The organism is Deinococcus detaillensis, from assembly GCF_007280555.1.
Classification (GTDB): Bacteria; Deinococcota; Deinococci; order Deinococcales; family Deinococcaceae; genus Deinococcus; species Deinococcus detaillensis.
Genome location: NZ_VKDB01000010.1, coordinates 81,113 through 105,868, shown reverse-complemented (window position 1 = coordinate 105,868; position 24,756 = coordinate 81,113). Strand labels below are relative to the sequence as shown.

At 61.2% G+C, this 24,756-nt stretch carries 33 protein-coding genes; 16 read left to right on the top strand and 17 right to left on the bottom strand.

Going from position 1 to position 24,756, the window contains the following annotated elements; genetic code table 11:
• Window positions 1–336: 336 nt before the first annotated feature.
• The 3 genes from FNU79_RS10760 to FNU79_RS10750 all read right to left on the bottom strand — a co-directional run bounded on the left by FNU79_RS10760 (window position 337) and on the right by FNU79_RS10750 (window position 1,692).
• On the bottom strand, window positions 337–750 hold the full coding sequence (locus tag FNU79_RS10760) for a type II toxin-antitoxin system VapC family toxin (RefSeq protein WP_143720853.1): 414 nt from the start codon (window positions 748–750) through the stop codon (window positions 337–339).
• Window positions 750–1,010, bottom strand: a complete 261-nt coding sequence (locus FNU79_RS10755) for a type II toxin-antitoxin system Phd/YefM family antitoxin (RefSeq protein ID WP_143720852.1) — start codon at window positions 1,008–1,010, stop codon at window positions 750–752. Before FNU79_RS10755 ends, FNU79_RS10760 begins: the two co-directional genes overlap by 1 nt.
• Window positions 1,011–1,284: 274 nt before the next feature.
• On the bottom strand, window positions 1,285–1,692 hold the full coding sequence (locus tag FNU79_RS10750) for an excisionase family DNA-binding protein (RefSeq protein WP_143720851.1): 408 nt from the start codon (window positions 1,690–1,692) through the stop codon (window positions 1,285–1,287).
• Window positions 1,693–1,850: 158 nt separating this feature from the next.
• Between FNU79_RS10750 and FNU79_RS10745 the strand changes: the two genes are divergently transcribed.
• Both FNU79_RS10745 and FNU79_RS10740 read left to right on the top strand, forming a co-directional pair.
• Window positions 1,851–2,117 (top strand): AbrB/MazE/SpoVT family DNA-binding domain-containing protein, encoded by a 267-nt coding sequence (locus FNU79_RS10745; RefSeq protein ID WP_143720850.1) that lies wholly within the window; start codon window positions 1,851–1,853, stop codon window positions 2,115–2,117.
• A complete protein-coding gene (locus FNU79_RS10740; protein ID WP_143720849.1) occupies window positions 2,111–2,515 on the top strand; it encodes a PIN domain-containing protein in 405 nt (134 codons plus the stop codon). Before FNU79_RS10745 ends, FNU79_RS10740 begins: the two co-directional genes overlap by 7 nt.
• A gap of 48 nt (window positions 2,516–2,563) precedes the next feature.
• Here the strand turns inward: FNU79_RS10740 and FNU79_RS10735 are convergent, their stop codons facing one another.
• Both FNU79_RS10735 and FNU79_RS10730 read right to left on the bottom strand, forming a co-directional pair.
• Window positions 2,564–2,911, bottom strand: coding sequence for a type II toxin-antitoxin system PemK/MazF family toxin (locus tag FNU79_RS10735; protein ID WP_124867178.1), 348 nt, complete (start codon window positions 2,909–2,911; stop codon window positions 2,564–2,566).
• A complete protein-coding gene (locus tag FNU79_RS10730) occupies window positions 2,902–3,147 on the bottom strand; it encodes a CopG family ribbon-helix-helix protein (protein ID WP_143720848.1) in 246 nt (81 codons plus the stop codon). Before FNU79_RS10730 ends, FNU79_RS10735 begins: the two co-directional genes overlap by 10 nt.
• A gap of 130 nt (window positions 3,148–3,277) precedes the next feature.
• On the opposite strand from FNU79_RS10730, the gene FNU79_RS10725 reads away from it, so the two are divergent.
• Together FNU79_RS10725 and vapC are read left to right on the top strand one after the other, a co-directional pair.
• Window positions 3,278–3,487 (top strand): type II toxin-antitoxin system VapB family antitoxin, encoded by a 210-nt coding sequence (locus FNU79_RS10725; protein WP_143720847.1) that lies wholly within the window; start codon window positions 3,278–3,280, stop codon window positions 3,485–3,487.
• A 24-nt stretch (window positions 3,488–3,511) separates the two neighbouring features.
• Window positions 3,512–3,913 (top strand): type II toxin-antitoxin system VapC family toxin, encoded by a 402-nt coding sequence (gene vapC, locus FNU79_RS10720; protein ID WP_143720846.1) that lies wholly within the window; start codon window positions 3,512–3,514, stop codon window positions 3,911–3,913.
• A 39-nt stretch (window positions 3,914–3,952) separates the two neighbouring features.
• Here vapC and FNU79_RS10715 read toward each other — a convergent pair whose 3' ends face one another.
• The 7 genes from FNU79_RS10715 to FNU79_RS10685 form a co-directional block, all read right to left on the bottom strand.
• Complete coding sequence (locus FNU79_RS10715) at window positions 3,953–4,378, bottom strand: type II toxin-antitoxin system VapC family toxin (protein WP_143720845.1); 426 nt, start codon at window positions 4,376–4,378, stop codon at window positions 3,953–3,955.
• Window positions 4,375–4,755 carry a helix-turn-helix domain-containing protein gene (locus FNU79_RS10710; RefSeq protein ID WP_143720844.1) on the bottom strand — a complete coding sequence of 127 codons (381 nt, stop codon included), beginning with the start codon at window positions 4,753–4,755 and terminating at the stop codon, window positions 4,375–4,377. The genes FNU79_RS10715 and FNU79_RS10710 overlap by 4 nt, the downstream gene beginning before the upstream one ends.
• A 230-nt stretch (window positions 4,756–4,985) precedes the next feature.
• Window positions 4,986–5,522, bottom strand: a complete 537-nt coding sequence (locus tag FNU79_RS10705; RefSeq protein ID WP_143720843.1) for a hypothetical protein — start codon at window positions 5,520–5,522, stop codon at window positions 4,986–4,988.
• Window positions 5,523–5,583: 61 nt separating this feature from the next.
• Window positions 5,584–6,084: a hypothetical protein gene (locus FNU79_RS10700; protein WP_143720842.1), complete on the bottom strand. Its 501-nt coding sequence runs from the start codon at window positions 6,082–6,084 to the stop codon at window positions 5,584–5,586.
• A 77-nt stretch (window positions 6,085–6,161) separates the two neighbouring features.
• On the bottom strand, window positions 6,162–6,971 hold the full coding sequence (locus FNU79_RS10695) for a Cof-type HAD-IIB family hydrolase (RefSeq protein WP_143720841.1): 810 nt from the start codon (window positions 6,969–6,971) through the stop codon (window positions 6,162–6,164).
• 34 nt (window positions 6,972–7,005) lie between these two features.
• Window positions 7,006–7,827: a class I SAM-dependent methyltransferase gene (locus FNU79_RS10690; protein ID WP_143720840.1), complete on the bottom strand. Its 822-nt coding sequence runs from the start codon at window positions 7,825–7,827 to the stop codon at window positions 7,006–7,008.
• A gap of 136 nt (window positions 7,828–7,963) precedes the next feature.
• On the bottom strand, window positions 7,964–8,776 hold the full coding sequence (locus FNU79_RS10685) for a class I SAM-dependent methyltransferase (RefSeq protein ID WP_143720839.1): 813 nt from the start codon (window positions 8,774–8,776) through the stop codon (window positions 7,964–7,966).
• 115 nt (window positions 8,777–8,891) lie between these two features.
• Here FNU79_RS10685 and trmFO point away from each other — a divergent pair, with 115 nt between their 5' ends.
• A complete protein-coding gene (trmFO, locus tag FNU79_RS10680; protein ID WP_143720838.1) occupies window positions 8,892–10,274 on the top strand; it encodes a methylenetetrahydrofolate--tRNA-(uracil(54)-C(5))-methyltransferase (FADH(2)-oxidizing) TrmFO in 1,383 nt (460 codons plus the stop codon).
• Window positions 10,275–10,423: 149 nt separating this feature from the next.
• On the opposite strand, the gene FNU79_RS10675 is transcribed toward trmFO, so the two are convergent.
• Entirely contained in the window at window positions 10,424–13,006 is a 2,583-nt protein-coding gene (locus FNU79_RS10675; protein WP_143720837.1) for a BamA/OMP85 family outer membrane protein, read from the bottom strand.
• Between the two features lie 350 nt (window positions 13,007–13,356).
• Here FNU79_RS10675 and FNU79_RS10670 point away from each other — a divergent pair, with 350 nt between their 5' ends.
• A complete protein-coding gene (locus FNU79_RS10670; protein WP_143720836.1) occupies window positions 13,357–14,025 on the top strand; it encodes a YggS family pyridoxal phosphate enzyme in 669 nt (222 codons plus the stop codon).
• Window positions 14,022–14,948 carry a DivIVA domain-containing protein gene (locus FNU79_RS10665; protein WP_143720835.1) on the top strand — a complete coding sequence of 309 codons (927 nt, stop codon included), beginning with the start codon at window positions 14,022–14,024 and terminating at the stop codon, window positions 14,946–14,948. The genes FNU79_RS10670 and FNU79_RS10665 overlap by 4 nt, the downstream gene beginning before the upstream one ends.
• A gap of 15 nt (window positions 14,949–14,963) precedes the next feature.
• On the opposite strand, the gene FNU79_RS10660 is transcribed toward FNU79_RS10665, so the two are convergent.
• From FNU79_RS10660 to FNU79_RS10650, 3 genes are read right to left on the bottom strand one after another with little or no spacing between them, the layout of a single operon-like run.
• Window positions 14,964–15,926, bottom strand: coding sequence for an alpha/beta hydrolase family protein (locus tag FNU79_RS10660; RefSeq protein WP_143720834.1), 963 nt, complete (start codon window positions 15,924–15,926; stop codon window positions 14,964–14,966).
• 8 nt (window positions 15,927–15,934) lie between these two features.
• Complete coding sequence (gene msrB, locus FNU79_RS10655; protein ID WP_143720833.1) at window positions 15,935–16,402, bottom strand: peptide-methionine (R)-S-oxide reductase MsrB; 468 nt, start codon at window positions 16,400–16,402, stop codon at window positions 15,935–15,937.
• A gap of 46 nt (window positions 16,403–16,448) precedes the next feature.
• Entirely contained in the window at window positions 16,449–16,688 is a 240-nt protein-coding gene (locus FNU79_RS10650; RefSeq protein WP_143720832.1) for a hypothetical protein, read from the bottom strand.
• Window positions 16,689–16,753: 65 nt separating this feature from the next.
• Between FNU79_RS10650 and FNU79_RS10645 the strand changes: the two genes are divergently transcribed.
• The 8 genes from FNU79_RS10645 (at window position 16,754) to sucD (ending at window position 22,705) form a co-directional block, all read left to right on the top strand.
• Entirely contained in the window at window positions 16,754–17,278 is a 525-nt protein-coding gene (locus tag FNU79_RS10645) for a hypothetical protein (RefSeq protein WP_143720831.1), read from the top strand.
• A 47-nt stretch (window positions 17,279–17,325) separates the two neighbouring features.
• Window positions 17,326–17,781 carry a DUF1775 domain-containing protein gene (locus FNU79_RS10640; protein ID WP_143720830.1) on the top strand — a complete coding sequence of 152 codons (456 nt, stop codon included), beginning with the start codon at window positions 17,326–17,328 and terminating at the stop codon, window positions 17,779–17,781.
• Between the two features lie 110 nt (window positions 17,782–17,891).
• Window positions 17,892–18,305, top strand: coding sequence for a copper resistance CopC family protein (locus tag FNU79_RS10635; protein WP_225430018.1), 414 nt, complete (start codon window positions 17,892–17,894; stop codon window positions 18,303–18,305).
• Between the two features lie 8 nt (window positions 18,306–18,313).
• Complete coding sequence (locus FNU79_RS10630) at window positions 18,314–19,402, top strand: CopD family protein (RefSeq protein ID WP_143720829.1); 1,089 nt, start codon at window positions 18,314–18,316, stop codon at window positions 19,400–19,402.
• Window positions 19,403–19,543: 141 nt separating this feature from the next.
• Complete coding sequence (locus FNU79_RS10625; RefSeq protein ID WP_143720828.1) at window positions 19,544–20,155, top strand: ParA family protein; 612 nt, start codon at window positions 19,544–19,546, stop codon at window positions 20,153–20,155.
• Between the two features lie 7 nt (window positions 20,156–20,162).
• Window positions 20,163–20,417 carry a hypothetical protein gene (locus FNU79_RS10620; RefSeq protein WP_143720827.1) on the top strand — a complete coding sequence of 85 codons (255 nt, stop codon included), beginning with the start codon at window positions 20,163–20,165 and terminating at the stop codon, window positions 20,415–20,417.
• 207 nt (window positions 20,418–20,624) lie between these two features.
• Window positions 20,625–21,803 carry an ADP-forming succinate--CoA ligase subunit beta gene (gene sucC, locus FNU79_RS10615; protein WP_143720826.1) on the top strand — a complete coding sequence of 393 codons (1,179 nt, stop codon included), beginning with the start codon at window positions 20,625–20,627 and terminating at the stop codon, window positions 21,801–21,803.
• Window positions 21,800–22,705, top strand: coding sequence for a succinate--CoA ligase subunit alpha (gene sucD / locus FNU79_RS10610; RefSeq protein ID WP_143720825.1), 906 nt, complete (start codon window positions 21,800–21,802; stop codon window positions 22,703–22,705). Before sucC ends, sucD begins: the two co-directional genes overlap by 4 nt.
• Before the next feature lie 158 nt (window positions 22,706–22,863).
• On the opposite strand, the gene FNU79_RS10605 is transcribed toward sucD, so the two are convergent.
• Complete coding sequence (locus FNU79_RS10605; RefSeq protein ID WP_143720824.1) at window positions 22,864–24,093, bottom strand: transcription antitermination factor NusB; 1,230 nt, start codon at window positions 24,091–24,093, stop codon at window positions 22,864–22,866.
• Window positions 24,094–24,357: 264 nt separating this feature from the next.
• On the opposite strand from FNU79_RS10605, the gene FNU79_RS10600 reads away from it, so the two are divergent.
• Window positions 24,358–24,750, top strand: coding sequence for a hypothetical protein (locus tag FNU79_RS10600; RefSeq protein ID WP_143720823.1), 393 nt, complete (start codon window positions 24,358–24,360; stop codon window positions 24,748–24,750).
• Window positions 24,751–24,756: the final 6 nt, after the last annotated feature.

Genomic DNA, 24,756 nt, shown 5'->3' with positions numbered 1-24,756 from the left:
TGGAAGGTACCGACTTTTCGCATGTCTGCGCCAGGACGTGAAATGATTCAAGTCCCACTGGACTTTATTGAGCGCCTCGCAGACGCACTTTGCTACGCTGCCTAACAGTATCCAATGGCCAAAGTCGAGCTAAGTTAATTCTCATTTGTCCTCCGCTTCGCCTTTCGCCTGTGGTGGGAGCGAGCGAAGGCTCAACCCCACTCGCTCAAGCTTGGGCAGGGGGCGGAGTGGGAAGGAGGGGCCTTCTGTTTAGTGAGAATGCCCCCGCTTCTGCTTGGGCGGAGTGGGGTAGCGGGGGCTAGGCTGGATAGGGGCGGATGAGCTATCTTGCCTCCTTCATTCCCAGGGGTTGACCACGTCTGTCATGACGGCCTGAAAATCTGCGACGTTGCGCGTCACGACAATCAGCCCGTGCGTGCAGGCCGTAGCAGCGATCAGCGAGTCGGCGTAACCCAGGGTCTTACCAGCCGAAATAGCTCCAGCAGTCATGCTTGCCCAGGCGCGGGCGACAGCCCAGTCAACCGGCAGAATGCGGCCTGTGAACTGCTCTTCAATGCGCCTCAAGAAAAACTGCAACTCTCTGGCCCGCTTGGTGTTGCCCAGCCGCAGCACACCCTGTTCCAGCTCGGCCAGACTGATCACACTCAGGTATGTCTGCCCTACGGTGTGGCTGCCCAGCCAGGCCATAACCTTCGCGTCGGGTTGCAACTTGCTACGTTCGCTGACGACGTTGGTGTCGAGCAGGTACATCAGTCGAGTTGAACTGTGGGAATAGGCGTTCGGTCACGCTCAAAGCTCAACTCGGCGGGAGCACCGTTCAGCGCATCGGCCAGGGTCGTGTTGGCCTGACTCAGCCGAACGAAATCCTGATGTGAAAGCACCACTACTGCATTCTTGCCGTGCCGCGTAACCGCCTGTGGTCCCTGTGTGAGCGCGGCGTCTACCAGTTCACTGAAATGGGCTTTGGCATCCTGCAACGGCCACTCGGTTTTTGCAAACTGTGCTTTCATATTGCGCCTCCCTGACCAGTGCTGACCAGTTTACATCGGGCCGCATGTTGGAACAAGCCCACGCGCCTTGTCGCTTCAGCCCCCGCCACTGCTTGGGCGGGTCGGGCGAGAGGCTGGGTGAAGTTGGAGCACAGAATAACCTCACGCTCAAGCCCCAGCTTGGGCAAGGGGCGGGGGTGGGGCAGGCGCTAGAGGCTGTCCCTGAACTTCTCAAGCTGCTTGGCAAACATTGGAAGCTCGGCACGGAAAAAGCAGCTATATAACGGAGTGAGGCTCAATAGGGATCAATCTCCTGGCCGATCTCCGTAATTTCCCGCGCCAACGCCTGCCGCTCGGCCAAGTCGTGCTGCTGGTACGTCAACACGTCACTCAGGCGGATGCGGCGGTGCTTGCCAACTTTGCGGTAAGGGAGTTTGCGCCCCTCCAAAAGCTGCTCAATCAGGTAAGGACGGCTGACGCCCAATACATCGGCAGCGGCTTGGGTGCTGAGTTCCTGATCTTGACTCAGTACGGTAATGCTCTGGCCCTTACCAAGTTGCCCCAAAATTTCGCTGAGCAGTTGAGTGAGTTCTGGTGTCAGGGTCACGTCGCGGCTGAGCTTCAAGGGGGCTTGGCTGAGCAATTGCTGTGCGGCCTGTGCCAATGCTTGTTCGGCAGCGCTAGGCGTGTGATGCAGGGTCATGATTCACCTCTCGCATTTAGTATTCGCAATATTCGCAGCAAGCGCAATTGGCGACATCACAGTCTGAGTGTCATCAAAGCTCGGGCTTCTGCTTGGGCAGGGGGCGGGGCAGGAAGTTGGGTTACACCGTTCAAATGCCTAAAGCGCTAGTCTCAGGCATGACTGCTCAACATGCCTACAATCTGAAGATTCAAGCGCAGGGCCGTGTGGTCGTGCCTGCCGACGTTCGCACCGAATTGGGCGTCAAGGAAGGCGACGACTTGATTTTGCTCAAGGACGAGGGCGGATACAGACTCACCAGTCGGCGCTTGCTTGTTCGGTCGCTCCGGGGCATTGTCAAAAAGACAGGTGAAGCCGAGGGGCGCGACTTGACTGGGGAACTGCTCGGTGACCGGCGTGCAGAGGCAGCGCAGAAAGGATGGTGAACGCCTTATTGCTGGATGCCAGCGCCCTCATCGCGTTCATGACGGACGAGCCGGGAGCAGCGCAAGCTGAAACGGCGCTCACGACCCAGAATTGTTTCATCAGCAGCATCACGCTGACAGAAGTAGAAGGAAAACTGGTGGGGCGAGGCACATTAACACATGGACAGGCCAATGCTGTCTTACGGCAGATTTTAGACCCCTTGCAAGAAGTGCCGTTTGATGCGGCTTGCCGAACCAAAGCGGCCTTCTACTATGCCCGCAAGTCGCCGTACAACCTCAGTCTGGGTGACGCGGCCTGTCTGGGTACGGCTGAGGCACTGGGCCTGAACGTACTGACGGCGGAGCGTGGCTGGGCAAAGATTCCTGATCTGCCCTTTGCTGTGCAACTGATTCGCTGAAGCTCCACTTGGCTCAGGCTTCAGCTTGGGCAGGGGGTAGGGCGGGCGCTAGAGGGCCAGATGCAGCCGCACCCGTTCGCTGAGTTGTGTCATCAGGTCTTCGGGAACATGACCGAGGCGGCGCAGCACCCGGCTTAGGGCCACGCTGCGAAGTTGCTCGACCTGTGCTTTGCTGTCCTCATTCAGGTCGGTGCGCTCGTTGGGGAGTAGCAGTTGAAAGGCGTACACCCGCTCTACATTGCTGGTCAGCGGCACCACCGTAATCACGACGTTCTGAGCGTTGGCGGCGTTGTTGGTCACGACGACGGCGGGCCGGGTGAAGTTGGCCTCGTTATTCCGGGCAGGTGAAAAGTCCACCAGGAAAATATCACCGCGCCGAATCAGCCCTACTTCCACAGCCTGTCATCCTCGCCAGATTCCAGTCCATCCCCATTTTCAAGGTCAACAAACTCGCCGGAGCGGGCGTATTCCGCGTACTCCTCGGCCAGTTGCTTTTCTCGCAGGGCCTCAATGGCCTGTGCCACCGCCTCACTCCGACTGCTGAGCTGGTGGCTTTTCTGGTACTCGTCAAGGTAAGTAGCGAGGCTGGGCGGCAAACTGACCGTGACCCGTTGCGTAGTTTCGTATGTCATATCTGCATACTAACATGCATACGACAGGTGCTTTGCGCTCAGTCTTCAGCTTGGTCAGGGATAAGGATATAAGGCATCATCTCCAACCACTCTCACCTTTTTACACACGCTGATGTGTCAATATCCACACATGGCAACCAACCTTCACATTGACCCGAATCTGCTGGAGCGTGCGCTGAAAGTGGGCGGCCACCGCACCAAACGCGAAACCGTGACCGAGGCGCTGACCGAGTATATTCAGCACCGCGAGCAGCTCAAGATTCTCGATCTGTTCGGCACAGTAGACCCGGCAGACATGCTGACCGACGAGGAGATGCGGGCGCAGCGGCAGCGGTCTTGAGACTGGTGTCTTGAGGACGGGTTCTTGAAAGTCATCGTAGACAGTAACGTCTGGTCGGAAGCGTTCAGGAAGCGGGCGGGTGACCCCTCGCCCGAACTCAGGATGCTGAGCGACCTGATCAGAGAAAACAGGGTGCAGATGCTCGGCTGTATCCGCCAAGAGGTTTTGCAGGGCCTAGGGCGGCAGGAAGCCTTTGAACGTATTCGGCAGAGTCTGCGGCCCCTTCCAGACCAAGAAGTTACGGCGCTGGAATACGAACTGGCCGCAGAGTTTTTTAATACCTGCCGTCAGAACGGCATTCAGGGCAGCAGCACGGATTTTCTGATCGCGGCGTGCAGCGTGGCGTTCGAGCTGCCCATTCTGACCAAAGACAAGGATTTTCAGTGCTTCGCAGACTATCTGCCACTCAAGCTGGTGCAGGTTTGACACTTGCTCAGGCTTCTGCTTGGGCAGGGGGCGGGGGTGTTACGGCTGCCAGACCATCCCCGGCATCACCTGCTGCGCTATGACCCGCAAGTTCAAATCAAAAGTCATGAATTGCAAGCCCAACGGCGCAATAGCCTGCGCGGCGGCGAGGTGTACGGCGTCGTAAGCCCTCAAAGGATGGAGTGTAGTCAGATGGGCAGCGTCATGAAGAAGCAGTTCATCGGCTGCCACATGCCGGAATGTAGGCCAGTCGGCTTCAAAGGCAGCCAGAGCAGTCTGGTAAGCCCCGCCTGTGAGCAACTTACGTCGCCTGCGTCCGGTCAGAGCAGCGACAGCTTCCACAGAGGTGATGGCGTGGCAGACCACGCCGCTGGACTGCGCTTTGGCACTGACCACCATCTGATACTGCGGTTCCTGGGTATAGAGGCGAAGTAAAGCCGAAGTATCCAGATACAGCAAGGTCAAAGACTTGGCCCCAGAAATTCCGGCAAGAGGTCTTCAATAGGGGGGCCGCTGACAGGCACCGGCTCAGACAGCCCTGCTGGCTTGAGGCCCCAGGGTTCGCCGCCAAGCAGCTTCAGGGCACGGTCACGGGCCGCTTGATCGGCAGGGTCAGGCACATCAACCACCTGAAGAATGTCGCCCACATCGGCCTTGACACCCAGTTGCCTGAGACCGATGACCAAATCGACCAGGGTACTCATTTCCACCCGCTCCACACGGGCGTTATAAAGGGCATTCAGTGTCGCAGGACGCATTCTGGCCGCCTGCGCCAGTTGCTTTTGGGTGATGTTATGCCGCTTGAGGAGGCCCGCCAAACCAATTTGCATTTGTCCATTCATTATTACTCCCAAGAGCACAATATGTCTTTTGAAAGTAATATACAAACGTGAATTGCGGAATGGAAAGATCAAGCTCCAGCTGGGGCGAGTGCGAGAGTCAGATGCCGCCGCACCCGTTTGCTCAATCTGCTTGGCAAAGGCGGGAAGCGGAGTAACACCGCTCAACAATCTGAACGTGCAACCTCAGGATTGTATGGTTGTGTCTGTCGACGTTCGCGCCGCACTGGGCCTCAGGGGCGGGCAGGCTTTACTGGCGTCGGCTCCACGTACACCGGCACGGAGGTGGTTTGCGTCTGGGTGGTTTCCAGCGTGACACTCGTCCTGGGCAGCGGCACGCCCAGCGCAGGCTGAGGCGTGGGGGCCGTCACGCCCTGCTTTTGCATTCTGACCTGAAAGGTAAACAGCGTGGTTTTCATTACACCTTCGAGCTTCCCGGCTTGAATGCGGGCCTTGAGGGTTCCGGCGTCGCTGCTCCCGCTCGCAAGTGTCAGGTCAATGGTGCCGCCATTGGCGTCGTACGGCAAGAATCGGCCCTCCGCCGTGTAGACGTTGCCATTGCTGCTGCGGGTCAAAATGCCGTTGGCGCGGCCCGTGCGGCCATTGATGTTGAGCAGCAACTCGTAACTGGCCGGAATCGGCCCCAAGCTGGCAGTGCCCTGATAGTTGCCCGAGAGCAGCGAGTAATCTGGCCCGCGTGACTGGGTGGTCGGAGCGCAGGCGGCCAGCAACAAGGCGGGCGAAAGCAGCACGGCAGGCAAGAAACGCATGGCGAAAGGCTAACCCGAGCTCATGAACTCAAGCTGACCGCAGGCGGTGTAGGGCCAGCGTTTAGAAAGAACCCAGCGCCACTTGGTCGCCCGAGCGGTCGTGCTCCAAGCTGATCCCGAAGTCACTGACCCGGCCCAGTTGATCGAAGCCGAACGCCACTGCCCAAACGACTTGCGGAGATTTCTCGAAAGTGGCGCTGCGAACGTAGTAGGTAACGCCGCCGCGCACGAAGGTCTTTTCGGCCACCAGTTCCTTTTGCGCTCCGAACTGCTCCACGCCGGTTTTGCGGTACTGGGTAAAGCCGTCGAAGGTGCCCCACTGGGCCTTGACATCCGGCGTGAAAGCGGCCCACAACCGCTCAAGCTTAACGGCGTAAAATTCTTCAAGCAGAGCGCGGGCGCGAATCTGAACAGCCTTTTCGGCCACCGTTTGCGCCGCAGCAGTAGTTGTAGCAGGCGCAGAAACGGCCAGCACTGAAACAGCCAGCCCTGAGGAAGCAGGGCCAGTGGACAGCAAGCTCACGGCCCCCAGCACCACGACGCGGCAAATTGTCTTGTTCATGGTTCAGCTTAAGGCCGCGCCCAGCGGTGAGCGGTCAGATGGGTGACGATTGCCGCGCGTCCCCACACAACAACTCCTCAGGCCAGTAAGCGCTCCAATACGGCGGCCAAGCCGTCCTCGTCGTTGCTGAGCGTCACTTCGTCTGCGGCAGCCAGCGCTTCTTCCTCGGCGTTGGCCATCGCCACGCCTCTGCCTGCCCAGCTCAGCATTTCCGCGTCGTTGAGAGCGTCACCGAAAGCCAGCACTTCCGAGGCGTCTATGCCCAGCCGACCACACAGCCGCGTCAGGCCCCACGCTTTGCTGACTCCCTCGGCCAAGATTTCCAAAAAGGGTGCGCCGCTGTGGGTCGCCGCAAAACCGCTCAGGTTGAGCGCCTGCACCTGTGTCAGCAGCTCGCGCGGCGTCAGGGTGGCGTGGCGCACGATGAATTTGAGACTGGGCAATGCCAGCACCTCCGCCAGCCCAGCGCTGCCCATCGTGCCCGGATCGCGTTTGTGGTCTTCAAAGTGGGCGATTTCAGCGTAGCCTTGCTGAGCCACGAAGGTCGTGCCGCCGTCGCGCACGCTGACAAACAGCACGTCTGGCACCTGTGCGCTGAGCGCTTCAGCGAGGGCGCGTTGGGCAGCTTGGGTGACATGCGCCTCAAACAACGTCTCGCCGGTGGCGAGGTGAACGCCGTGAGCGCCGTTGCCGCACAGGGCGTATTCGTTAAAGCCAGCTTGCTCAGCAATCATTTTGACACCGTGCGGTTGTCTGGCCGTCACTGGAACCGTGTGAATGCCCGCCGCCCTTGCCCGGTCCAGCGCTCTCCGGGTGCGCTCACTCACACTCAAGTCGCTTCTCAGCAGGGTTCCGTCAAGGTCGGTGGCGATTAAGCGAATGGTCATGCAGAGAAGATAGAGCGCCAAGCCGAGTCTTGCCCTACTCCTGCCTGCGGCCCCGGATGAGATGCACCGCCGCTTCATCTATCAGTTCGCCGTTTTCGCTGTGCGCGGCTATCCAGTCGCTGAGGTCGTGCTGAAGCTGCCCGCTGAGCTGCTGGCGCTGCTGCGGCGTCATGGCGGCCAGCTGAGGTACCGCCGCCGCCGCGCCCTGCAAGATCAGCGCGGCGAACTGCTGCGGCGCTGGATGACGCACTGTGCGCGACTGCGCTTCGATTTCAATATCCACGAAGCCGGCGTCGGCCATGAGCTGCTCAAGTTTGGCCGCGCTGCCCAGCGTAAAGGGAGCCATGAAAATGTCCACGCCCACCCGCGCCCGCCCCGCTTGATTGAGCCGGTGAAACAGCGGATTGTGTTCAACCGCTTGGTGAACCAGCAGCGCTGCGCGTCCGCCCGGCTTCAGCACCCGCCACATTTCGCTGAGCGCTCCCAACGGATCGGGGAAAAATTGCAAGCCCTGCTGACACAGCACCGCTGCAAAAGAGCTGTCCCCAAAGGGCAGATGTTGAGCGCTGCCGCGCTGCCAATCAATGTTGGGGGCATCTGGCACGGCAGCTTCTCTGGCCACCGCCAGCATCGCCGGATTCAGGTCGAGGGCGCTGACGCCACCGCCCACGCTCACCCGCTTGGCTGCTTGCCGCGCCACGATGCCCGTCCCGCAGGCCACGTCCAGCACCCGCTCACCTTCCCGAATCTCGGCAAAATCGAGCAGCACCTCCGACCAAGGTGCAAACAAGCGCGGCACCATGTAGCGCTCATACATCTGGGCGGCGCGGAGGGCGTCTTCGCTGGGCTGGGTCATGCGGACTCCTTTTGGGGCCTGATCTTGAAACGAAACGAAAGGCTGGGCAGGAGGCTCTTCAAGAAAGGAGTTGAATTTCGCCAGCACTAGAATACAAACGGCAGCGAAGTGAAAGCTGATGCGCGTGAAGGCGTGCTCAACGGCCCCGCACCAGATGCACAGCCATCTCGTCCACCAGTTCACCGTGTTCGGTGTGGGCCGCTATCCAGTCGGCCAGGTCATGCTGAAGCTGCTCGCCGAGATGCTGACGCTGCTCCTCGGTCATGGCCGCCAGATTGGGCGTTGCCGCCGCCGCGCCCTGCAAGGTGAAGGCGAAGAAGTGTTCCGGTTCAGGATAACGAACTGTGCACGTCTGCGCTTCGACTTCCACGTCCACGAAGCCCGCTGCCACCAGGAGATGTTCCAGCGCGTCCGCCCCGCCCAGCGCAAAAGGAGACGCGAAAACGTCCACGCCCATCCGTGCCCGCCCCGCTTGATTGAGCCGGAAGAACAGCGGGTTGTGTTCAATCGCCTGATGAACCGCGAGCGCCACCCGTCCGCCCGGTTCCAGCACCCGGCGCATTTCGCTGAGCGCTCCTACCGGATCAGGGAAAAATTGCAAGCCCTGTTGACACAGCACCGCCGTGAAAGAGTCATCTGCAAACGGCAAGCTCTGGGCGCTGCCGTGTTGCCAATCGATGACGGGGGCGTGCGGCGCGGCAGTCTCGCGGGCCACCGCCAGCATCGCCGGATTGACATCTAGGGCGCTGATGGCCCCACTCGCCCCCACGCGCACGGCCACTTGCCTCGCCACAATGCCCGTGCCGCAGGCCACGTCCAGCACCCGTTCGCCTTCCTGCAAACTGGCAAAGTCCAGCAGCGCCGCCGCCCAAGGCGCGAACTTATGCGGCACCATATAGCGCTCATATGTTTGGGCGGCTCGGAGGGCTTCGTCGCTGGGCTGGGTCATGGAAATTCCTTTTGGAGCTTGAAGTTGAAGCAAAACTAGCGTCGACACCGTCAAAGACTTGTCAAAAGCGTTCCGCCTCTCCCCTCCTTGTGCCGCCACCCTCTAAACTACCCAGATGACTCTTCCCACCCCATCCATCACCGTCGTCGGCGCGGGCCTGGCCGGTTCTGAAGCGGCCCTCGCCGCCGCCAAGCTCGGCGTGCAAGTTCACCTCTACGAAATGCGGCCCATCAAAATGACCCCAGCGCACCGCAGCGGCAACTTTGCCGAATTGGTGTGCAGCAACTCGTTGGGCGGGCAGGGCGACTTGCAGGCCAAGGGCCTTCTCCAAAGCGAAATGCGGGCGGTGGGCAGCGCCATTCTGGAGAGCGCCGACGCCTCGCGGCTCCCGGCTGGCGGAGCGCTGGCAGTCGAGCGCGAAGGCTTTTCCGAGCGGATTACCGGCGCGGTGAGAAACCACCCGCTGATTACCGTTCACGGCGAGGAAGTCACCGAGTTGCCGACTGGCCCCTGCGTGATCGCCACTGGCCCTCTGACCGCCGAAGCGCTGTCCGGCGAGCTGGCGCGGCTGACCGGCGACGAGCAACTGGCCTTTTACGACGCCGCCGCACCCGTGATCGCCTTTGAGAGCATCAACATGGACATCGTGTTCCGGGCCGGACGCTACGAGCAAAGCGCCGATTACCTCAACTGCCCGATGAACCAAGAGCAGTACGAAGCCTTTTATACAGCGTTGGAGCAAGCCCGCAGCCACACCCCGCACGACTGGGAAAAGCTGGAATTCTTCGAAGGCTGTATGCCGATTGAAGAAATCGCCCGCAGAGGCAAAGACACCCCCCGTTACGGCCCGATGAAACCGCGTGGCCTGACCGACCCGCGCACCGGGCGCTGGCCTTACGCGGCGGCCCAACTGCGCCAGGAAGACCAGGAAGGCCGGATGTGGTCCTTGGTCGGCTTTCAAACCGGACTCAAATGGGGCGACCAGAAAGCGGTGGTGCAATTGATTCCAGGCTTGGAAAACGCCGAAATTATCCGCTACGGCGTGATGCACCGCAACACCTACCTCAACGCCCCCAAAGTGCTGGAAGCGTCCTTGGAACTCAAAATGCGCTCTCAGACCTTCGTGGCAGGCGTGCTGGCCGGAACCGAAGGCTACCTCGAGTCGGCGGCGACCGGCTGGCTGGCTGGAACCAACGCCGCCCGCGCCGCGCTGGGCCTGAGCTTAATCGTGCCGCCGCAAGAAAGCATGCTCGGTGGCCTGACCCGCTACCTCGCCAGCGCCAATCCCAAGAACTACCAGCCGATGAACGTCAATTGGGCACTGGTGCCGGAGCTTCCCGTTCCCGAAGGCCGCAAAAAGTGGGGCAAGCGCGAAAAGCGTCCGGTGCTCTACCGGCGCGGCCTGAGCGCCTTTATGGACTGGGCGCAGGGTGAGGGCTTGGAAGTCACGCCGCCCCCTGTACCGGACGAGGAGCCAGCCGAGCCGGTCTTGCGCTGAGAAACAGCGGCGGCTGATCGGTAACGGACGCGGCAGCAAATAAGGCGCAGCCGAGACACGCTGCAAAAAGAGTGTGAACCAAAAAAGCGTGACAGGAGCCTAAGCAACCTGTCACGCCGACACTTTTGAGATCAGCTCGCCACCAAAACTTAAAAGACCGGCCCGATGCGGAAACTGAACTTGGAGCTGTTGTTGCTGGGCGAGAAGCCGTAATCAAAGCGCAGAGCGGGCAGGAGTGCGCCGCCGATGCCGAGGTTGAGCTGGACGCCGAGGCCGAGGCCATAAGCGCTGGCCGAAGTGCCGTTGGCCGCGAAAGCGCTGCCCGCATCCACGAAGGCGATGCCGTAAAGGCCCTGCGCTATGGAGTTGCTGACGCCGAAATCATAGCGGTACTCGGCGCTGCCGGTGACGTAACTGCTGCCCTTGAGAGTGCCAGTGGGAATGCCGCGCAGCTCGTAGGCGCTGACGATGCTGGCGTCGCCGATGCCGAAGGTGCTACCCACCGGATAGTTGCCCGTCAGCGTTCCGGCGTTGACCCGAGCGGCCAGCACTTGCTGCTTGCTCTGCTGGTTAAAGCCCTTTTCAATCGTCTTGCCGAAGCCGTAGTAGGTGCTGGCTCCACCTTCGAGCTTAAACCAACTGAGGCTATTGCTGCCCGCCGAGCCGAAATTGTACGACGGCGAGAAGTTGGCGCGAATGCCCTGCGTGGGAAAGTCGCCGCTGTTGGTCGAGTCGTAGTTCAGCGCCGGACTCAGGCGGGTAATCAAACCGCTTTCTGGCAGCAGCGCCGTGGCCGCCGCGTCGTCGATCAGGGTCTTGCCCGCGTCGTCGGCCGTTTTTTGATCAGCGTCGGTGATTTTTTCAAGGTAGCTCACGTCGTAGCTGGTGCCCACGCCAACGCTGCCGGTCAGGTACTTGGCGAGGCTGCGGCCTACCCGCACGCTGATGCCGCTAGAGCGCTGGGTAAATTGCCGCCCGGTGGCGCTGCTGTCGGTGTTCAAAATGCCGTTGTTGGGCGACAAGGTGCTCGACAAGCTGAGCGAGACGCTGGTGGGGGTTTTGCGGAAATCGGCAAAATCGATGTCGAGCCAGGGAATGGTATAATTGACGCCGCCGCCGAGGAACTGCCCCGAATCGGTGGGCTGGGCCGTCACCGAGGCTTCCAAGGTGTGGCCGAGGCCAAAGACGTTGTTGTTGCTCAGGCCGAGGCTGCCCTGAAAACCGCTGACGGTGTCGTAGCTGATGCCGAACGGAACACTGCGGGTACTGCTCTGCTCGGTGAGGTTAATGACGTACGTCAGCACTTCGGGGTTTTTGGGATCGTCCGAGCGGGTGGTCAGGTTGGTGACCTTGACGATGCCCAAACGGGTGACGCGGTCGAGGCCGTCGCGGATGCTGGCGCTGGAGACTACGCCGGTCAGGTTTTGCAGTTCGCGCAAAATCACCCGGTCTTGGGTGCGGTGCGCTCCTGTCCAGCTGAGCTCAAACTTGGCCGCGCTGGTTTCGTGGATGGTGTAGGTCAGCACGCCGCTGTCAAAAGCAATCGGATCGCGGGTCGAAATCTCGTAGCCTGCGGCCCGGTAAGCGTCACGCAGCGCAAAAAAGCTGCTTTCGGCGAGCTGCTGAGAAAATACGTCGCCCACTTTGAGTTTGAGGGCGGCCTGCAAGTCGGCACTCGTGAGCTTGGTGTTGCCCACGAAGCGGATTTCTTTGATCGGGCCGCTGGCGGTTTGGGCGTCACCGAACACCACCGTGACCTGCGAAGGGTTTTGGGCGTCCGGCTGGAGCGCGAAGCCCACCGATTTGCCGGTTTGATTCGACAAGGTGCGGGTGTCGGCTTCCAGGGTGCTGAGCGTCAGGGGCGTGCCCTCTTTGGTCAGCAGGCCCGCCGCGCTGACGGCGCTGCCCAGAATGCTGGTGTCCACCTTGCTGACCACACCTTCAGTCAGCTTGATCTTCAGCACGCCCTTGTCGAGGGTGGTGGCGCTGACATTGATGCCGCTTTGCAAAAAGCCGGCGGCTTGGTAAGCCTGAGCGATGTCCTGCGCCGCTTTGAAATACACTTCGGGCGTGAACTTTTTAGCGTCGTAAAGCGGCTTGAAGGCGTTGACGATGCTGTCGCGGGGAAGGCGGGTGTTGCCTTCAATTTCTACGCGGCTCAGCGGAGCCGTTTCGTCCACTACGTAGGTCAAAGTCACGCTGCCGTCAGCTGCGGCGGTGGTTTTGGTGCTGATGCTCGGCACAAAAGGATAGCCTTCGCCACGAAAGTTCTGGGCCAGAAGTTCCTTGCTTTGATCCACCCGGTCGGTGTTGAGGGTCGCGCCGGGGGCGATGTTGAGCAGGTCGGCGATGCGGGCCTTGTAGGTATCTGCCGGAAAGTAGGTCAGTCCCTGCACCTCCACTGCGCTGATCACTGGATTGGGCTTGACCGCCAGCGTCAGCACGTTTTGGCCGTTTTGGGTACCGAGCGAGGCCGTCACGCTGCTGAAATAGCCGGTGGCCAGCGCTTCTTGCTCGATCTGACGCAGGTTGAGGCCGCTCAGCGCCGCGCCGCGCTGCACCGTCAAGCTGGCTTTGAGGAAATTGCCCAGCAAATCAGGTGCGCCGGTCACGACCACGTCACCGAGATTGGCGGCCTGAACCGCCGCCGGAGCAGTGGGAGTGGTGCTTTGGGCAGCGGCCAGCGGTGCGGCGAGCGCCAAGGAAAGGGCCAAGGTGAGCGGGTGTTTCATTAATTCTCCTCAAGGGACAGGTAGGCCAAGTACTTTCTGGGTGGGCAATTGCTGAGTAGACACTCTCTGAGTAAGCACTGTTGGGGTAAATACTGTCGGGCTAAACGCTACCGGCGTGACACCTTCTTCTTTGACACATTGTCTGCAATGGCCCTGAGAAAGGTGAAGAGTGCTTGAATTGGCTGCGAATGAAACGCCGGGTGCCGTGCTGGAAGGCGCGGGCTGGAGTTGAGTTGAAGGTCACAGGCCCGCTCTCTCCCACTTTCCGAGCAGAAAGTGAACATGTTCTCAAGGTGATCCGCCATACATTCCTTACGGTGCTGCGGCGCTTCCCATAGACTAATCTACAAATGAGCCTGAACCAAGTCTTATCCGAAATTCGCAGTGCGGCGCAGCAAGCGGGCCGGGCCCCTGACAGCGCCCGTTTGGTGGTGGTCAGCAAAGGGCGGAGCTTGGAGAGCATCGAGGAAAAGATTCTGACTGGCCGAGTCTTGCCCGCGCCGATCATGCTGGCCGAGAACCGGGGCCAAGACCTGCGCGACAAGGTGCGCCAAGCTGAGGAACTCGGCTGGCAAGAGCGCTTCGGGCCGCTGGAGTGGCACTTCATCGGGCCTTTACAGCGCAACAAAATCAAGTACCTTGAGCCGGTCAGCTTGGTGCATACCTTAGAAGAAGCGTGGCAAGCTGAGGCGATTGCCGAGGCCGCCCACAAGTGGGGCCACGCGCCCGCCGTGCTGCTGCAACTGCACAACGGCGAAGCGCAAAAGCACGGCGTCGCTCCCGAGCATCTCAAAGCGCTGTACCATGCAGCGGTGCAAACGGGTTTAGAAGTGCGCGGCCTGATGGTCATGGCTCCTTACGGCGACCTCGCAGCGGCCCAGCGGGTGTTCGCTGAAACCGCGAGGCACGCCGCCGATTTGGGACTCAGCGAACTGAGCATGGGCATGAGTGACGACTTTTTGCAGGCCATCCCAGAAGGCGCGACGCTGCTGCGAATTGGAAGGCGGCTGTTTTTGTGAGCGATTTTTCCAAAGGTGGCGGCAACCCAGAGTCGGGCCAGCCCATCAAGACCACTCTGGCAGGAGCCGCAGAAGCCCAGCTTTTGCCGTCAGCGAGTTCGAGTCGGCGCGGTCAGATTATGCCGCTGGACGTGCAGCACCAAGAATTCGGCTCGGGATGGCGCGGCTACCGCAAAGCCGATGTGCAGGCCTACCTCTCGGAAGTGGCTCAGTCGCTGGAGGCCGATTTGCGCGAGCGAGCCGCCATTGAGCAGCGCCTGAGCGAAATGCAGCGCCAGATTCAGGATTACAAAGCGGCCGAAGACGAACTGCGCCGCACGGTGGTGGCCGCCGAGCGCATCGGCCACGAACTTAAGGAGCAGTCTCGCCAAGAAGCCATGCTGACGGTTCAGAAAGCCGAACACCGCTCGGCTCTGCTGCTGGAAGTCGCCAAAAACCGCGAGCAAGAAGCCTTGGAGCGTCATGAAAGCCGCCTGCGCGAACTCGAAAGCACATTCAGCGTGCGCCGCGCTCAACTCGAATCGTTGTACCAAGCCCAAGAGCACGAGCTGGAAAACCGCGCCCGCGAACGCTCGGCGGCGCTGGAGCGCGAATTCAGCGCCCGCCACGCCGACTTGAGTGGCCGCCTCAGCTCAGCCCACACCGAGTACGCCCAGTTCATGTCGCAGTACCGCGCCGTGTCGCAGGCCTTCGCGCAGGCCGCCAACGCCCACTTGCTGCCAGACACGGCGGGCCTGGCGAGTTATCAGATCGGCGAAGGCACTGTCAGCAAGTCGCAGCGGCCCAGCGCGGTTGAACTGAGTAAGGCGGGGCAGTCCGGTGCCCCACCATCCGGCGCTCAGCAGTCCGGCGCTCAACAACCCAACACCAAGCAACTCAGCCCCGAAGTCGCCGCCGTGCAAATCGAGGAGCAGCGCTTTTAGCTCAAGAAGAGTGGACTAATCAAGGTTAGCCGCCAAATACGCTTCCGCCGCTTTCCACATGGCGGGCGTACTGAGGTGATCCAAGTTTTCGTAGATCAGCAGCACGTCTTGGCCTTTGAGGGCGGGAAGCTGACTGACTGCCGCTTCGGCTGTGCAGCGTTGGCGCACCTGCGCGGTGAGGTCGACAGGATTGCCGTCTTTGGTTTGGCGCACCACCGACACCTTGAGTCCCATCTGGCGGCGAATGTCCAGCACCGAGCAGCTTTGCCGCAGCGGAATGAGCTGATCTCGGTCTGCGGCCACGGTCAAGAGCGGCGCTCTGAGTTGCCTGAGCGCTTCCAGGGGTCGGCGGGCTTCATAAGCGTGGCCGACTTGCTCCGCCGAGCCGCCCAGCAGCGCTTTCCAGCGCTGGGCCACGTCTGGGCGGTAGCTGAGCAACTTCAACTGCTCGGCAAAGTCGGTGGGCGAGAGCAGCGTGACCACCGCCCGCACCCCTGTTGTGTTTGAGGCCGCTTTGATGGCGACGCAGCCGCCCAAACTGATTCCCAAATAGCCCACCCGCCCCCGGTCAGTTTTGTAGCGCCCCTGCACCAGACTGCGCAGGGCACGCACGTCACTGACCTCACCGCCGCAAATTTCCACTTTGCCTTGGCTGCCGCCCTGACCGCGCAGGGCGCTGGCCGCCACCACATAGCCCAGCCGAGCAAGGCGGCGGCACAGCGCCAGGTCAACCGGCGTGTCCAGCCCGCCGTGGACCAAGTTGAGCAGCGGCCTACCCAGTTTTTTATCGGGGCGGCAAACGAAGCCTTTGATGCTCAGGCCGTCCACTGGGTAGGTCAGCGCTTCGGTGAGTGGGGCGGCGGCAGTCAGCGGCTTGGGCGGCGGACTGAGCATCTGTTTTGAAGGCCGGGCGGCACCGGGCAGCAACAAGCAGGCGAGGAGCAACCACTCCACTCGCCTGCTTGGCCGCCAATGCATACGGCAGTCTACTCAAATAGAGCTTTGTATTGCCCGTATCCCTGCGCTTCCAGCTCAGGTGCGGGCACAAAGCGCAGCGCCGCCGAGTTGATGCAGTAGCGCAGGCCGCCCTGGTCTTGAGGGCCGTCGTCAAAGACGTGGCCGAGGTGAGAATTGGCCGCGCCGGAGCGCACTTCGGTGCGGGTCATGAAGTGGCGCTTGTCGGTCAGCTCCTGAAGCTGGGCGTCTTGAATCGGGCGGGTAAAGCTGGGCCAACCACACCCGGCGTCGTACTTGTCGAGCGAGCTAAACAGCGCCTCGCCCGACACGATGTCCACATAAATACCCTCTTCTTGGTTGTTCCAGTACTCGCCCGTAAAAGGCCGCTCGGTGCCTTCGTGCTGGGTAACTTGGTACTGCTCAGGCGTCAAGCGGGATTTGAGTTCAGCGTCACTGGGTTTGGCAAAACCCGCGTTTGGTTTGGGGGAAGTCGTCATGACCCCAGTTTAGAGCAGCTAAATGTGGAGGCCTTTCTAAAATCCTCTACGCTTCTTCGCCTTCTTCGGCCCGCTGCAAGGTCAGGCCGCGCAAGTAAAAGTCCCAACATTCGGCGGGCCAAGTTTGGTAAATGAGGCGGCGGTTGGCGAGGTCGGCGGCAGCCAGAGCCGCGCCGAGATGCTGAAAAAAGCGGCTGCCTTGCTCCTGCATAGCGTGGGCAATCCAGTACGGCGGACAGTCCAGCAGGATTTGGAGTTGGGTTTCTGGCGGGGAAGATTCAGTCATACCGCTTATTTTGGCGGGGGTTTCGGCTGTTTTGTCCTCGTTTGCTTGCGCTAAGCTCAGCGTCCATGCGCCGCCCAGCCATTCACCGCTTTCAGCGTACGCTCGCCGCGCTGCTGTGGCTGCTGGCGTCGTTTGCTTTTATGACCCGGCAACAAGGCATGCCGGCGTCGATGGACATGTCAGGCATGCTGATGGGCGGGGCGGCCAGCCAAGCCGCGCCGCTGGCCGAAAAGCCTATGACTGAGCCGGAAACGGCCCAGATGGACACCCCTGCTGAGCAGGCGGGCCATAGCGTAGCCAATCTCCCAGCAGCCAAGCCCACAGCAGCTCAGCTCCCAGCGGCGCACGATCACCACACCAAGACCCACAACGCCAACGCGCCGCCCGCGCCTACGCCGGACACTCCAAATCAGCAGGGCCACGCCGGACACTGCCCATTTTGCTTCACGGCGGCTTTCGCGCTGGCGGCCTTCTCTGTTGAGCTTCTGGCCCCCGAGTATGTCCAAACGGCCCACCAACTGGCCCACATACCCGCCGCGCCGCGCCCGCTGCTGGGCTCTAAACGGGCACGCGCTCCGCCTCTTGGATGAAGTGAGTTCTTAAATTTTGAACCCCCACTCAATCCCAAGAGGTAGACATGAACCATTCCAACACCCTGACCGCCCTGATCGCTGCCGCCGTGCTGAGCGCCGCGCCCGCTCTTGCCCACGCCGTTGTCCGCACTGAAACGGGCGCAGCCGAGAGTATGGCGGGCGCGAGCGAAACTTACCGCCTGAACGTGCCGGTCGAAAAAGACATGGCGACCACCGAAGTTCGTTTGGTGGTGCCCAAAGGTGTGAGCATCACCCGCTTTCAAGTGACGCCGGGATTCGTCCGCACCACCAAAACCGATGACGCTGGACTCGTCACGGAAGTCACCTGGAAAGGCAAAATTGCGCCCATAGAATACGCCCGCTTTTTCTTTCAGGCCCGCAATCCGGCGGTGGCAGGCGACTTGAGTTGGAACATCTACCAAAAATACGCCGACGGCAGCGTCGTGGCGTGGGACGGCACCGATCCGCAGCTGCCCGCCAGCAAAACGGCAGTGAAGTAAGGCTTTAAGCCGCTGAGGCGTGAGCGCTCGCTGCTGCTAGCGCCCATACCTCAGCTCTCTGCGTGTCAAAGGGGGCGAGTTCAACGGCTCATCCCCGACTGAGGAGATGTATGAAAAATTCCCCCATGAACAAACTGCTTCCCCTGTCCGCTGCTTTGCTGATCGGCACGGCCTTGGCCCACACCCAAGTCACTAAGGTAGTTCCGGCGCAGGGCAGCAACGTGGCCGCGCCCAGCGCCGTAGCTCTGACGCTCAATGAGCCGGTCAACTTGCGCTTTTCCACTTTTAAGGTCTATGCCCTGCCCGCCGGAACGGACGCGGCGACTTTTACCAAGACGAAGATCAATCTCAAAGACGACGCTGAGGCCCGCGTCGATACCTATTCCAGTTCATCCAACATGGCCGCCAAGCTGAGTATTCCGCTGCAAAGTCACCTCAAAGCGGGCCAGTACGTGGTGATGTGGCGCATTTTGTCGGACGACGGACATCCGGTCAGCGGGCAGTCCATTTTCAGCATCAAATGAGGCGTTAGGTGAGCTGGCTGGAAGTCGCCAAGCTGCTGACTTACAGCGGCCTCGCCGTGCTGCTCGGCGGCGTGGTGGTGCGGCGCTGGCGGCTTTCGGACGCGCCGCTGTGGTGGCTGGGGCTGGGCACGGCCCTGATCGTGCTTGGCGCGGGGCTGGAAGTCGGCAGCACTTTGGTTGATCTGGGCTTCACCGCCATGAGCGACGTGGCCGACTTCCTGACCTCCACCCGCACGGGCAAGTCGGCCCTTGTGCGAATCATCGGCGCAGCGGTGCTGCTGGCAGCCGCCCTGCAAAACTGGCGCTGGTTGGAATGGGCAGGCGGCCTGATCGTCCTCTACGCCACCTCCAACGCCGGACACGCGGGCGAGCGCGGGGGCGTTTGGCTGCTGCTGGACATGTTGCACGCGGCGGCGGCGTCTATCTGGGTGGGCGGCGTGCTGGCGTTTGCGCTGGGGGCGCTCCGGGGGCGTTTGCTCTCCCCCGCTGTCACCCGCCGCTTTACGCCGCTGGCTTTGTCATGCCTCGCCGTGCTGAGCGTTTCGGGCGTCATCACCGTGCTGGGCCACATTCCACTCGCCTCACTCTGGCCCGCGCTGTGGGGCAGCACTTGGGGCGTGACGCTCCTGATGAAGCTGGGCCTGATTGAACTAGCCCTGCTTTCGGCGGTGTTGGTGCGGCTGACCGTGGCCGCCAGACTCAGCATTCGCGCCCCAAAATGGCTCCCGCTCAGTCTGGAAGGAGCGCTGCTGCTTGGCGTGCTGGGCCTGTCGGGGGCGCTAGCGACCTCACCGCCGCCGAGCACCGCGCTTATTCAGCGCCAGGCTGTGCCGATTTCGGTGAAGCTGGGCCAGCAAACGCTCAGCGGGCAATTGGTGCTCAGCGGAGCGGGTGACGCGGCGCTGACGCTGACGCCCGCCTTGCCCAAGCTCAGCGCCGCCCTGCAAATGTTAGATCACCCGATGCCGGATCAGCTTCTAACGCTGGAAGCCAAAGGCAATCAACTCAGCGGCCAGACGCGGCTGTGGATGAGCGGCAACTGGGCGCTGAAGCTGGAGCGGGGAAGCGAGAAAGCGCGGGTGGAGTTCAACTACTGAAGAAGGGGGGCCGGGGAGTGGGAAGAACAAGCTTGTAACGCCGCCCGTTCTGGGGGCCGATCAAGGCCTGACATACCCTCCTGCCTCCCCTGCTAGGCTGAGCTTCATGAAGAACGTGCAAGACGAGCAGGTGAACACCCAATGCCGCAAGTGATCGCCGTGACCTCCGAGAAAGGCGGTGTGGGCAAAAGTACCCTCAGTGTCCACCTGACCGGCGCTTTTCAGGAACGCGGCCTGAGCGCCGTGCTGATCGACGAAGACGGGCGGGTCGGCAGCGCGGTGCGCTGGGCCAGACGCGGGACAGGCCTGCCGTTTCCGGTGCTGGAGCCTGAAGAGGTCAAGCCCAAAAAATTGAGGGAAGCCGACGTGATCGTCATCGACACCGAGGGCCGCCCCAAACGCAAAGACTTACGGGCGCTGGGCGAGCGTGCCGATCTGATTTTGGTGCCGAGCGGGGTGTCGATGCTGGAACTCGACGCCACCGCCGAGCTGATGACTTTTTTGCACCAAGACCCCCAAACCCGCCGCCGCACCCGCGTGGTCATCAACCGCGTGCCGCCGGTGGGCAAGGCCGGCTTGGAAGCCCGTGAGGAACTGCGCGAAGGCGGCGTGACCGTTTGCAATACCTTGGTGCGCTCGTACGCCGCTTACGTGCGGGCCGCCGAACTCGGCGTGCTGTGTAGAGACGTGCGCGACGACAGGGCCGCGCAGGCCTGGGCCGACATCGTGACCTTGTCGCGGGAACTGCTGTGAGCTGCTGATGGCAGGCCGCTTCGGGTACTTGGACGGCCAGAAAGTCAGCAAACGCAGCCATCCCAAAAAGAAACACGACAAGACCAAGCCCGACCCCAACAGTTCAGAACCGCTCGAAATCGTTTATGTCCGTAAAGAAATCCTGCGGGCGGTCTGGAAGGAAGTCAAGCAAGAAGGCGGCGAAAGCGTTTCGGAGTTGGTGGACGAACTGCTCTCGGCCTGGCTGCAAACGCGGGCTGAGATGGACAACGAGGAAAACTAGAAGCAGGCCAAGCGCCCGCCTTGTTGTTCCTGACCCTGTTCTTGAGTCAGGAACAACAAGGCGGGCTATAGATGAGAGGGCAGCCTCAGCGGGTATACTCCTATATCGGGAAAGCAGTACCGCACAACTCACACCGCAACAACCCCAAGCGGCGCAGCTTAAAGCCGCCCACCCTTCTTGACCAACTTTTTTTGAAAAGGAGTCACAGTGAAACTTCACGAATACCAAGGCAAGGAAATTCTGCGTCAGTTCGGCGTCAACGTGCAGGACGGCAAAGTGGCCTACACCCCCGACGAGGTGCGCACTATTGCCCGCGAGTACGGCCAGCCGGTCGTGGTCAAGGCGCAAGTCCACGTCGGCGGGCGCGGTAAAGCCGGCGGCGTCAAATTCAGCCCCACCATCGACAAGGCTTTTGAAAACGCCGAGAAGATTCTGGGCATGGACATCAAGGGCCTGACCGTCAACAAAGTGCTCGTCACCAAAGCGGTGGACATCGATGCGGGCGTGGAATATTACGTCGGCATGATCGTTGACCGCAACGTGCAGAGCTTCACCTTGATGGCTTCCGCCGAGGGCGGCGTGGAGATCGAAGAAGTCGCCGCTGCCACGCCCGAAAAGATCATTCACCACCGCGTCGATCCCGTGACGGGCCTGCGCCCTTACGAGGCCCGCGAAGTCGCCATCAAGGCCGGATTTAAAGGCAACCTCAACAAAATTGCCGACATGATGGTCAAAATGAGCAAGGCCGCTTTAGAGCGCGACGCCGTGTTGGTGGAAATCAACCCGCTGTTCATCGACGCCGACGGCACGCCCCTGGCGCTCGACACCAAGTTCGAGATCGACGACAACGCCATGTACCGCCACCAAGATTTGCTGAGCTGGCGCGAAACCGAAGCCGAGCACCCCCTAGAAATCGAAGCGGCCAAGTACGGCTTCGCTTACGTCAAGCTGGATAACGGCAACGTGGGCGTGCTGGGCAACGGCGCAGGCATCGTGATGACTTCTCTGGACGTGGTCAACCGCGCCGGAGCCAAGCCCGCCAACTTCCTCGACATCGGCGGCGGCGCAAAAGCCGAGATCGTTTACAACGCCGTCAAACTGGTCAGCAAAGACAGCGACGTCAAAGCCATCTTCATCAACATTTTCGGCGGCATCACCCGCGCCGACGAAGTGGCCAAAGGCGTGATTCAGGCGCTGAACGAAGGCATTTTGACCAAGCCAGTACGCATGCGCATTGCCGGAACCGCCGAGACCGAAGCCAAAGCGCTGCTGGCCGAAGTCAACAGCCCCTTGATTCAGATGTACCCCGATATGTTCCAAGCCGCTGAAGCCGCTGCCGCCGATGCCAACAAAGCAGACTCCAACACCGCCGGAGACAAGAAATGAGCATCCTCATCAATAAAGACACCCACGTGATCGTCGTCGGCATGACCGGACGCGAGGGCGCAAACCACACCAAAGCCATGCGCGAATTCGGCACCAAAGTCGTGGCCGGCGTGACCCCCGGTAAGGGCGGACAGACCCACGAAGGCCTTCCCATTTACAACAGCGTGGGCGAAGCGGTCAGCAACCACCAAGTCGACGCCAGCATTATCTTCGTGCCGCCCGCCGGAGCCGCCGACGCAGTGCTGGAATCGGCCCACGCGGGCGTGCCACTGGTCATTTTGATCACCGAGGGCGTGCCCACCGTGGACATGATGAAAGCGGTGCAGGAAGTCAAGGCGCTCGATCACGCCAGCCGCGAAGAAGGCGGTAAAGGCGTGCGCCTTATCGGTGGCAACTGCCCCGGCCTGATCAGCAGCGGCGAGTGCAAAATCGGCATCATGCCCAACAGCATCTACGCCCAGAAGGGCCGCATCGGCTTGATCTCGCGCTCCGGCACGCTGACCTACGAAGCGGGCAAGCTGCTGCAACTGGCCGGACTCGGCACCTCCACCACCGTCGGCATCGGCGGCGACCCGGTGATCGGCACCACCTTCGCCGACGTGTTGCCCCTCTTTGAAGCCGACCCCGACACCGACGCTATCGTCGTTATCGGTGAAATCGGTGGAGCCGACGAAGAAGCCGCCGCCGAATACATCAAGCACAACATGAAAAAGCCGGTCGTCGCGTTCATTTCGGGCCGCAGCGCCCCAGCCGGCAAGCGGATGGGCCACGCAGGAGCCATCATCATGGGCAACGTCGGCACGCCGGAAAGCAAGCTGGCCGCCTTCAAGGACGCCAATGTGCCGGTGGCCGACACCATGCCGGAGATCATTGAGCTGGTCAAGAAAGTGCTGAACAAGTAAGGATTTCAGGTCAAAAAAAAGTCGCCTCGCGGGGCGGCTTTTTTTGTTGCTAAGTGCTGACGATCAAACTTCTGCCCCGCATCGAGGGCAGGCCCGTCAACACAGGGCAAAAGGCGTGAGACGGAGGCTTGAAACGTGGCTCCTGTCGGCGCTCCCGCCTAGCGCCGCTGCAACCGGGCGATATAAAACCCGTCTATGCCGCCCTGCATCATGGTGAGTACGCCTGCGCCCCGCTCAGTTACGGGCACCAGCAAATCGGGCAGTGGCGCGGGCGCGAAGTCGGGATGATCGGCCAAAAAGCGCTGCATTTGCGCTGGCCCCTCGGAAGCACTGATGCTGCACACGCTGTAGACGAGTGTGCCGCCCGGTGCCACCAGCGGCGCACAGGCACGGAGAAGCTTGGCTTGCAGCTCGGCCAGTTCGCTGACGGTCTGCTCGGTCAGGCGCAAAGCGATTTCGGGGTGAGCACGCAGGGTGCCGCTGCCGCTGCAAGGCGCGTCCAGCAAGACCAATTGGGCGGGGGCCAGATCGGAAGGCGTCCGGGTCAAATCTGCGGTCAAAAACTCGGCTTTGAGGTGCAGCCTACCCATATTTTGCCGCGCTGGGCGTGCTTTTTTCTCGTTGGCATCAACGCTGGTGACTTGTGCGCCCCTAGAAGCCAGCATGGCCGCCTTGACGCCCGCGCCGCCCGCCAAGTCCAGCACCCGCACGCCCTCTACTTCACCGAGGGCCAACACACAAGCAAAGCTCGCCGGATTGATCGGCTGCGCCCAGCCACTCTTGAACGCCGAGGTGACGCCCAGAGGCCGTGAAAGTGAGACGCGGTAAACGTCGCCGTGACCTTCTTCCACTTCGCTGCCCTCGCCGCGCAGGGCACCCACGCCTTCAGGCGTCAGCCGCAGCCAGAGCGGTTGAGGTTCGAGCAAGCTCTCCTGCACCGCCCGCGCCTGTGAACCGTAGGCGTCCTGCAGCTCGGCTTCCAACCATTCGGGCAAAGCCGAGACATTGGGCAGCCGCTCCAAGCGCCGCAGCACCGCGTTGACCAGTCCAGGCGGGCCGAAGCCGCCGCGTGCCAAGTCCACGTACTCGTTGACCACAGCGTGAACCGGCGTTTCCAGCACGAATTTTTCGTACGCTCCGGCCAGCAGCACGGCGCGGGTGCTGTCCCGGGTACTTTCCTGAAGCAGCGGTGTCAGCGCGGCGTTGAGCCGCCGGTAGTGGCGCAAGGTGCCGTAGACCAGTTGGGTGGCTAGGCCCGAGTCGCGGCCCGCCAAATGGGCACGTTTGAGTTCACGGTCAAGCTCGGCAGAGGCGTAAGCGCCGCCGAGCACGCGGGTCAGCACCCGGAGGGCCACCTCACGGGCAGGATTGGGGGAAGCAGCAGTCATCTGCTCAGCATAGCGTCGCAGAGGAGGTCAGCGCTTTGAAGCGAGTAGTAAGGCCGCTTTTGCTCTGCGACTGGACGAAAACGTGGTCTCAAACTATTTATCAAACCTTAATTGATTGGGGAGTGCGGCGTCCTTATTTCTCGAACAGACAGATGGGAAAGGAGGCCTACGTGGGCTTTTTCACATTTTCCTTCTGCAAAAGGAGCTTTTTAACATGCCAATGCCACTCTGACAAAACTCCCACAATCTTGTCATGATGGGGATGTGAAAAAATTCATGGTATTGCCGCTGATGTTGGTGGCTTGTGGAACCGTACCAACTGCGCCTGTGCTGAGCGGCCAAAGCGTGGCTGTCCAGCGCTGCGGAGCAGAGTGCTCGGCGGCACAGACCCCCTCGTCCACCGATACGGCTTCGCGCAGCTACCTCGTGAATTTCAAAGAGATTTTGTATGTGCGGGCCAACGCTGTTCGCAGCACCGTGCAATTTGGCAAAGATTCGGCCAATCCGGCTTGCCTCCTCAGCGTCAAAGCCCCGAGCGGCGTCACTTCGGTCAATCGCGGCAGCGGCACAGTCCTCTCGGTCAGCAACGCGCTGCTCAGCCAGAGCATCTGGAATATGGCCTGCCCCGAATACAACAGCGGGTGGAGCGTTTTTTAGGGTTAA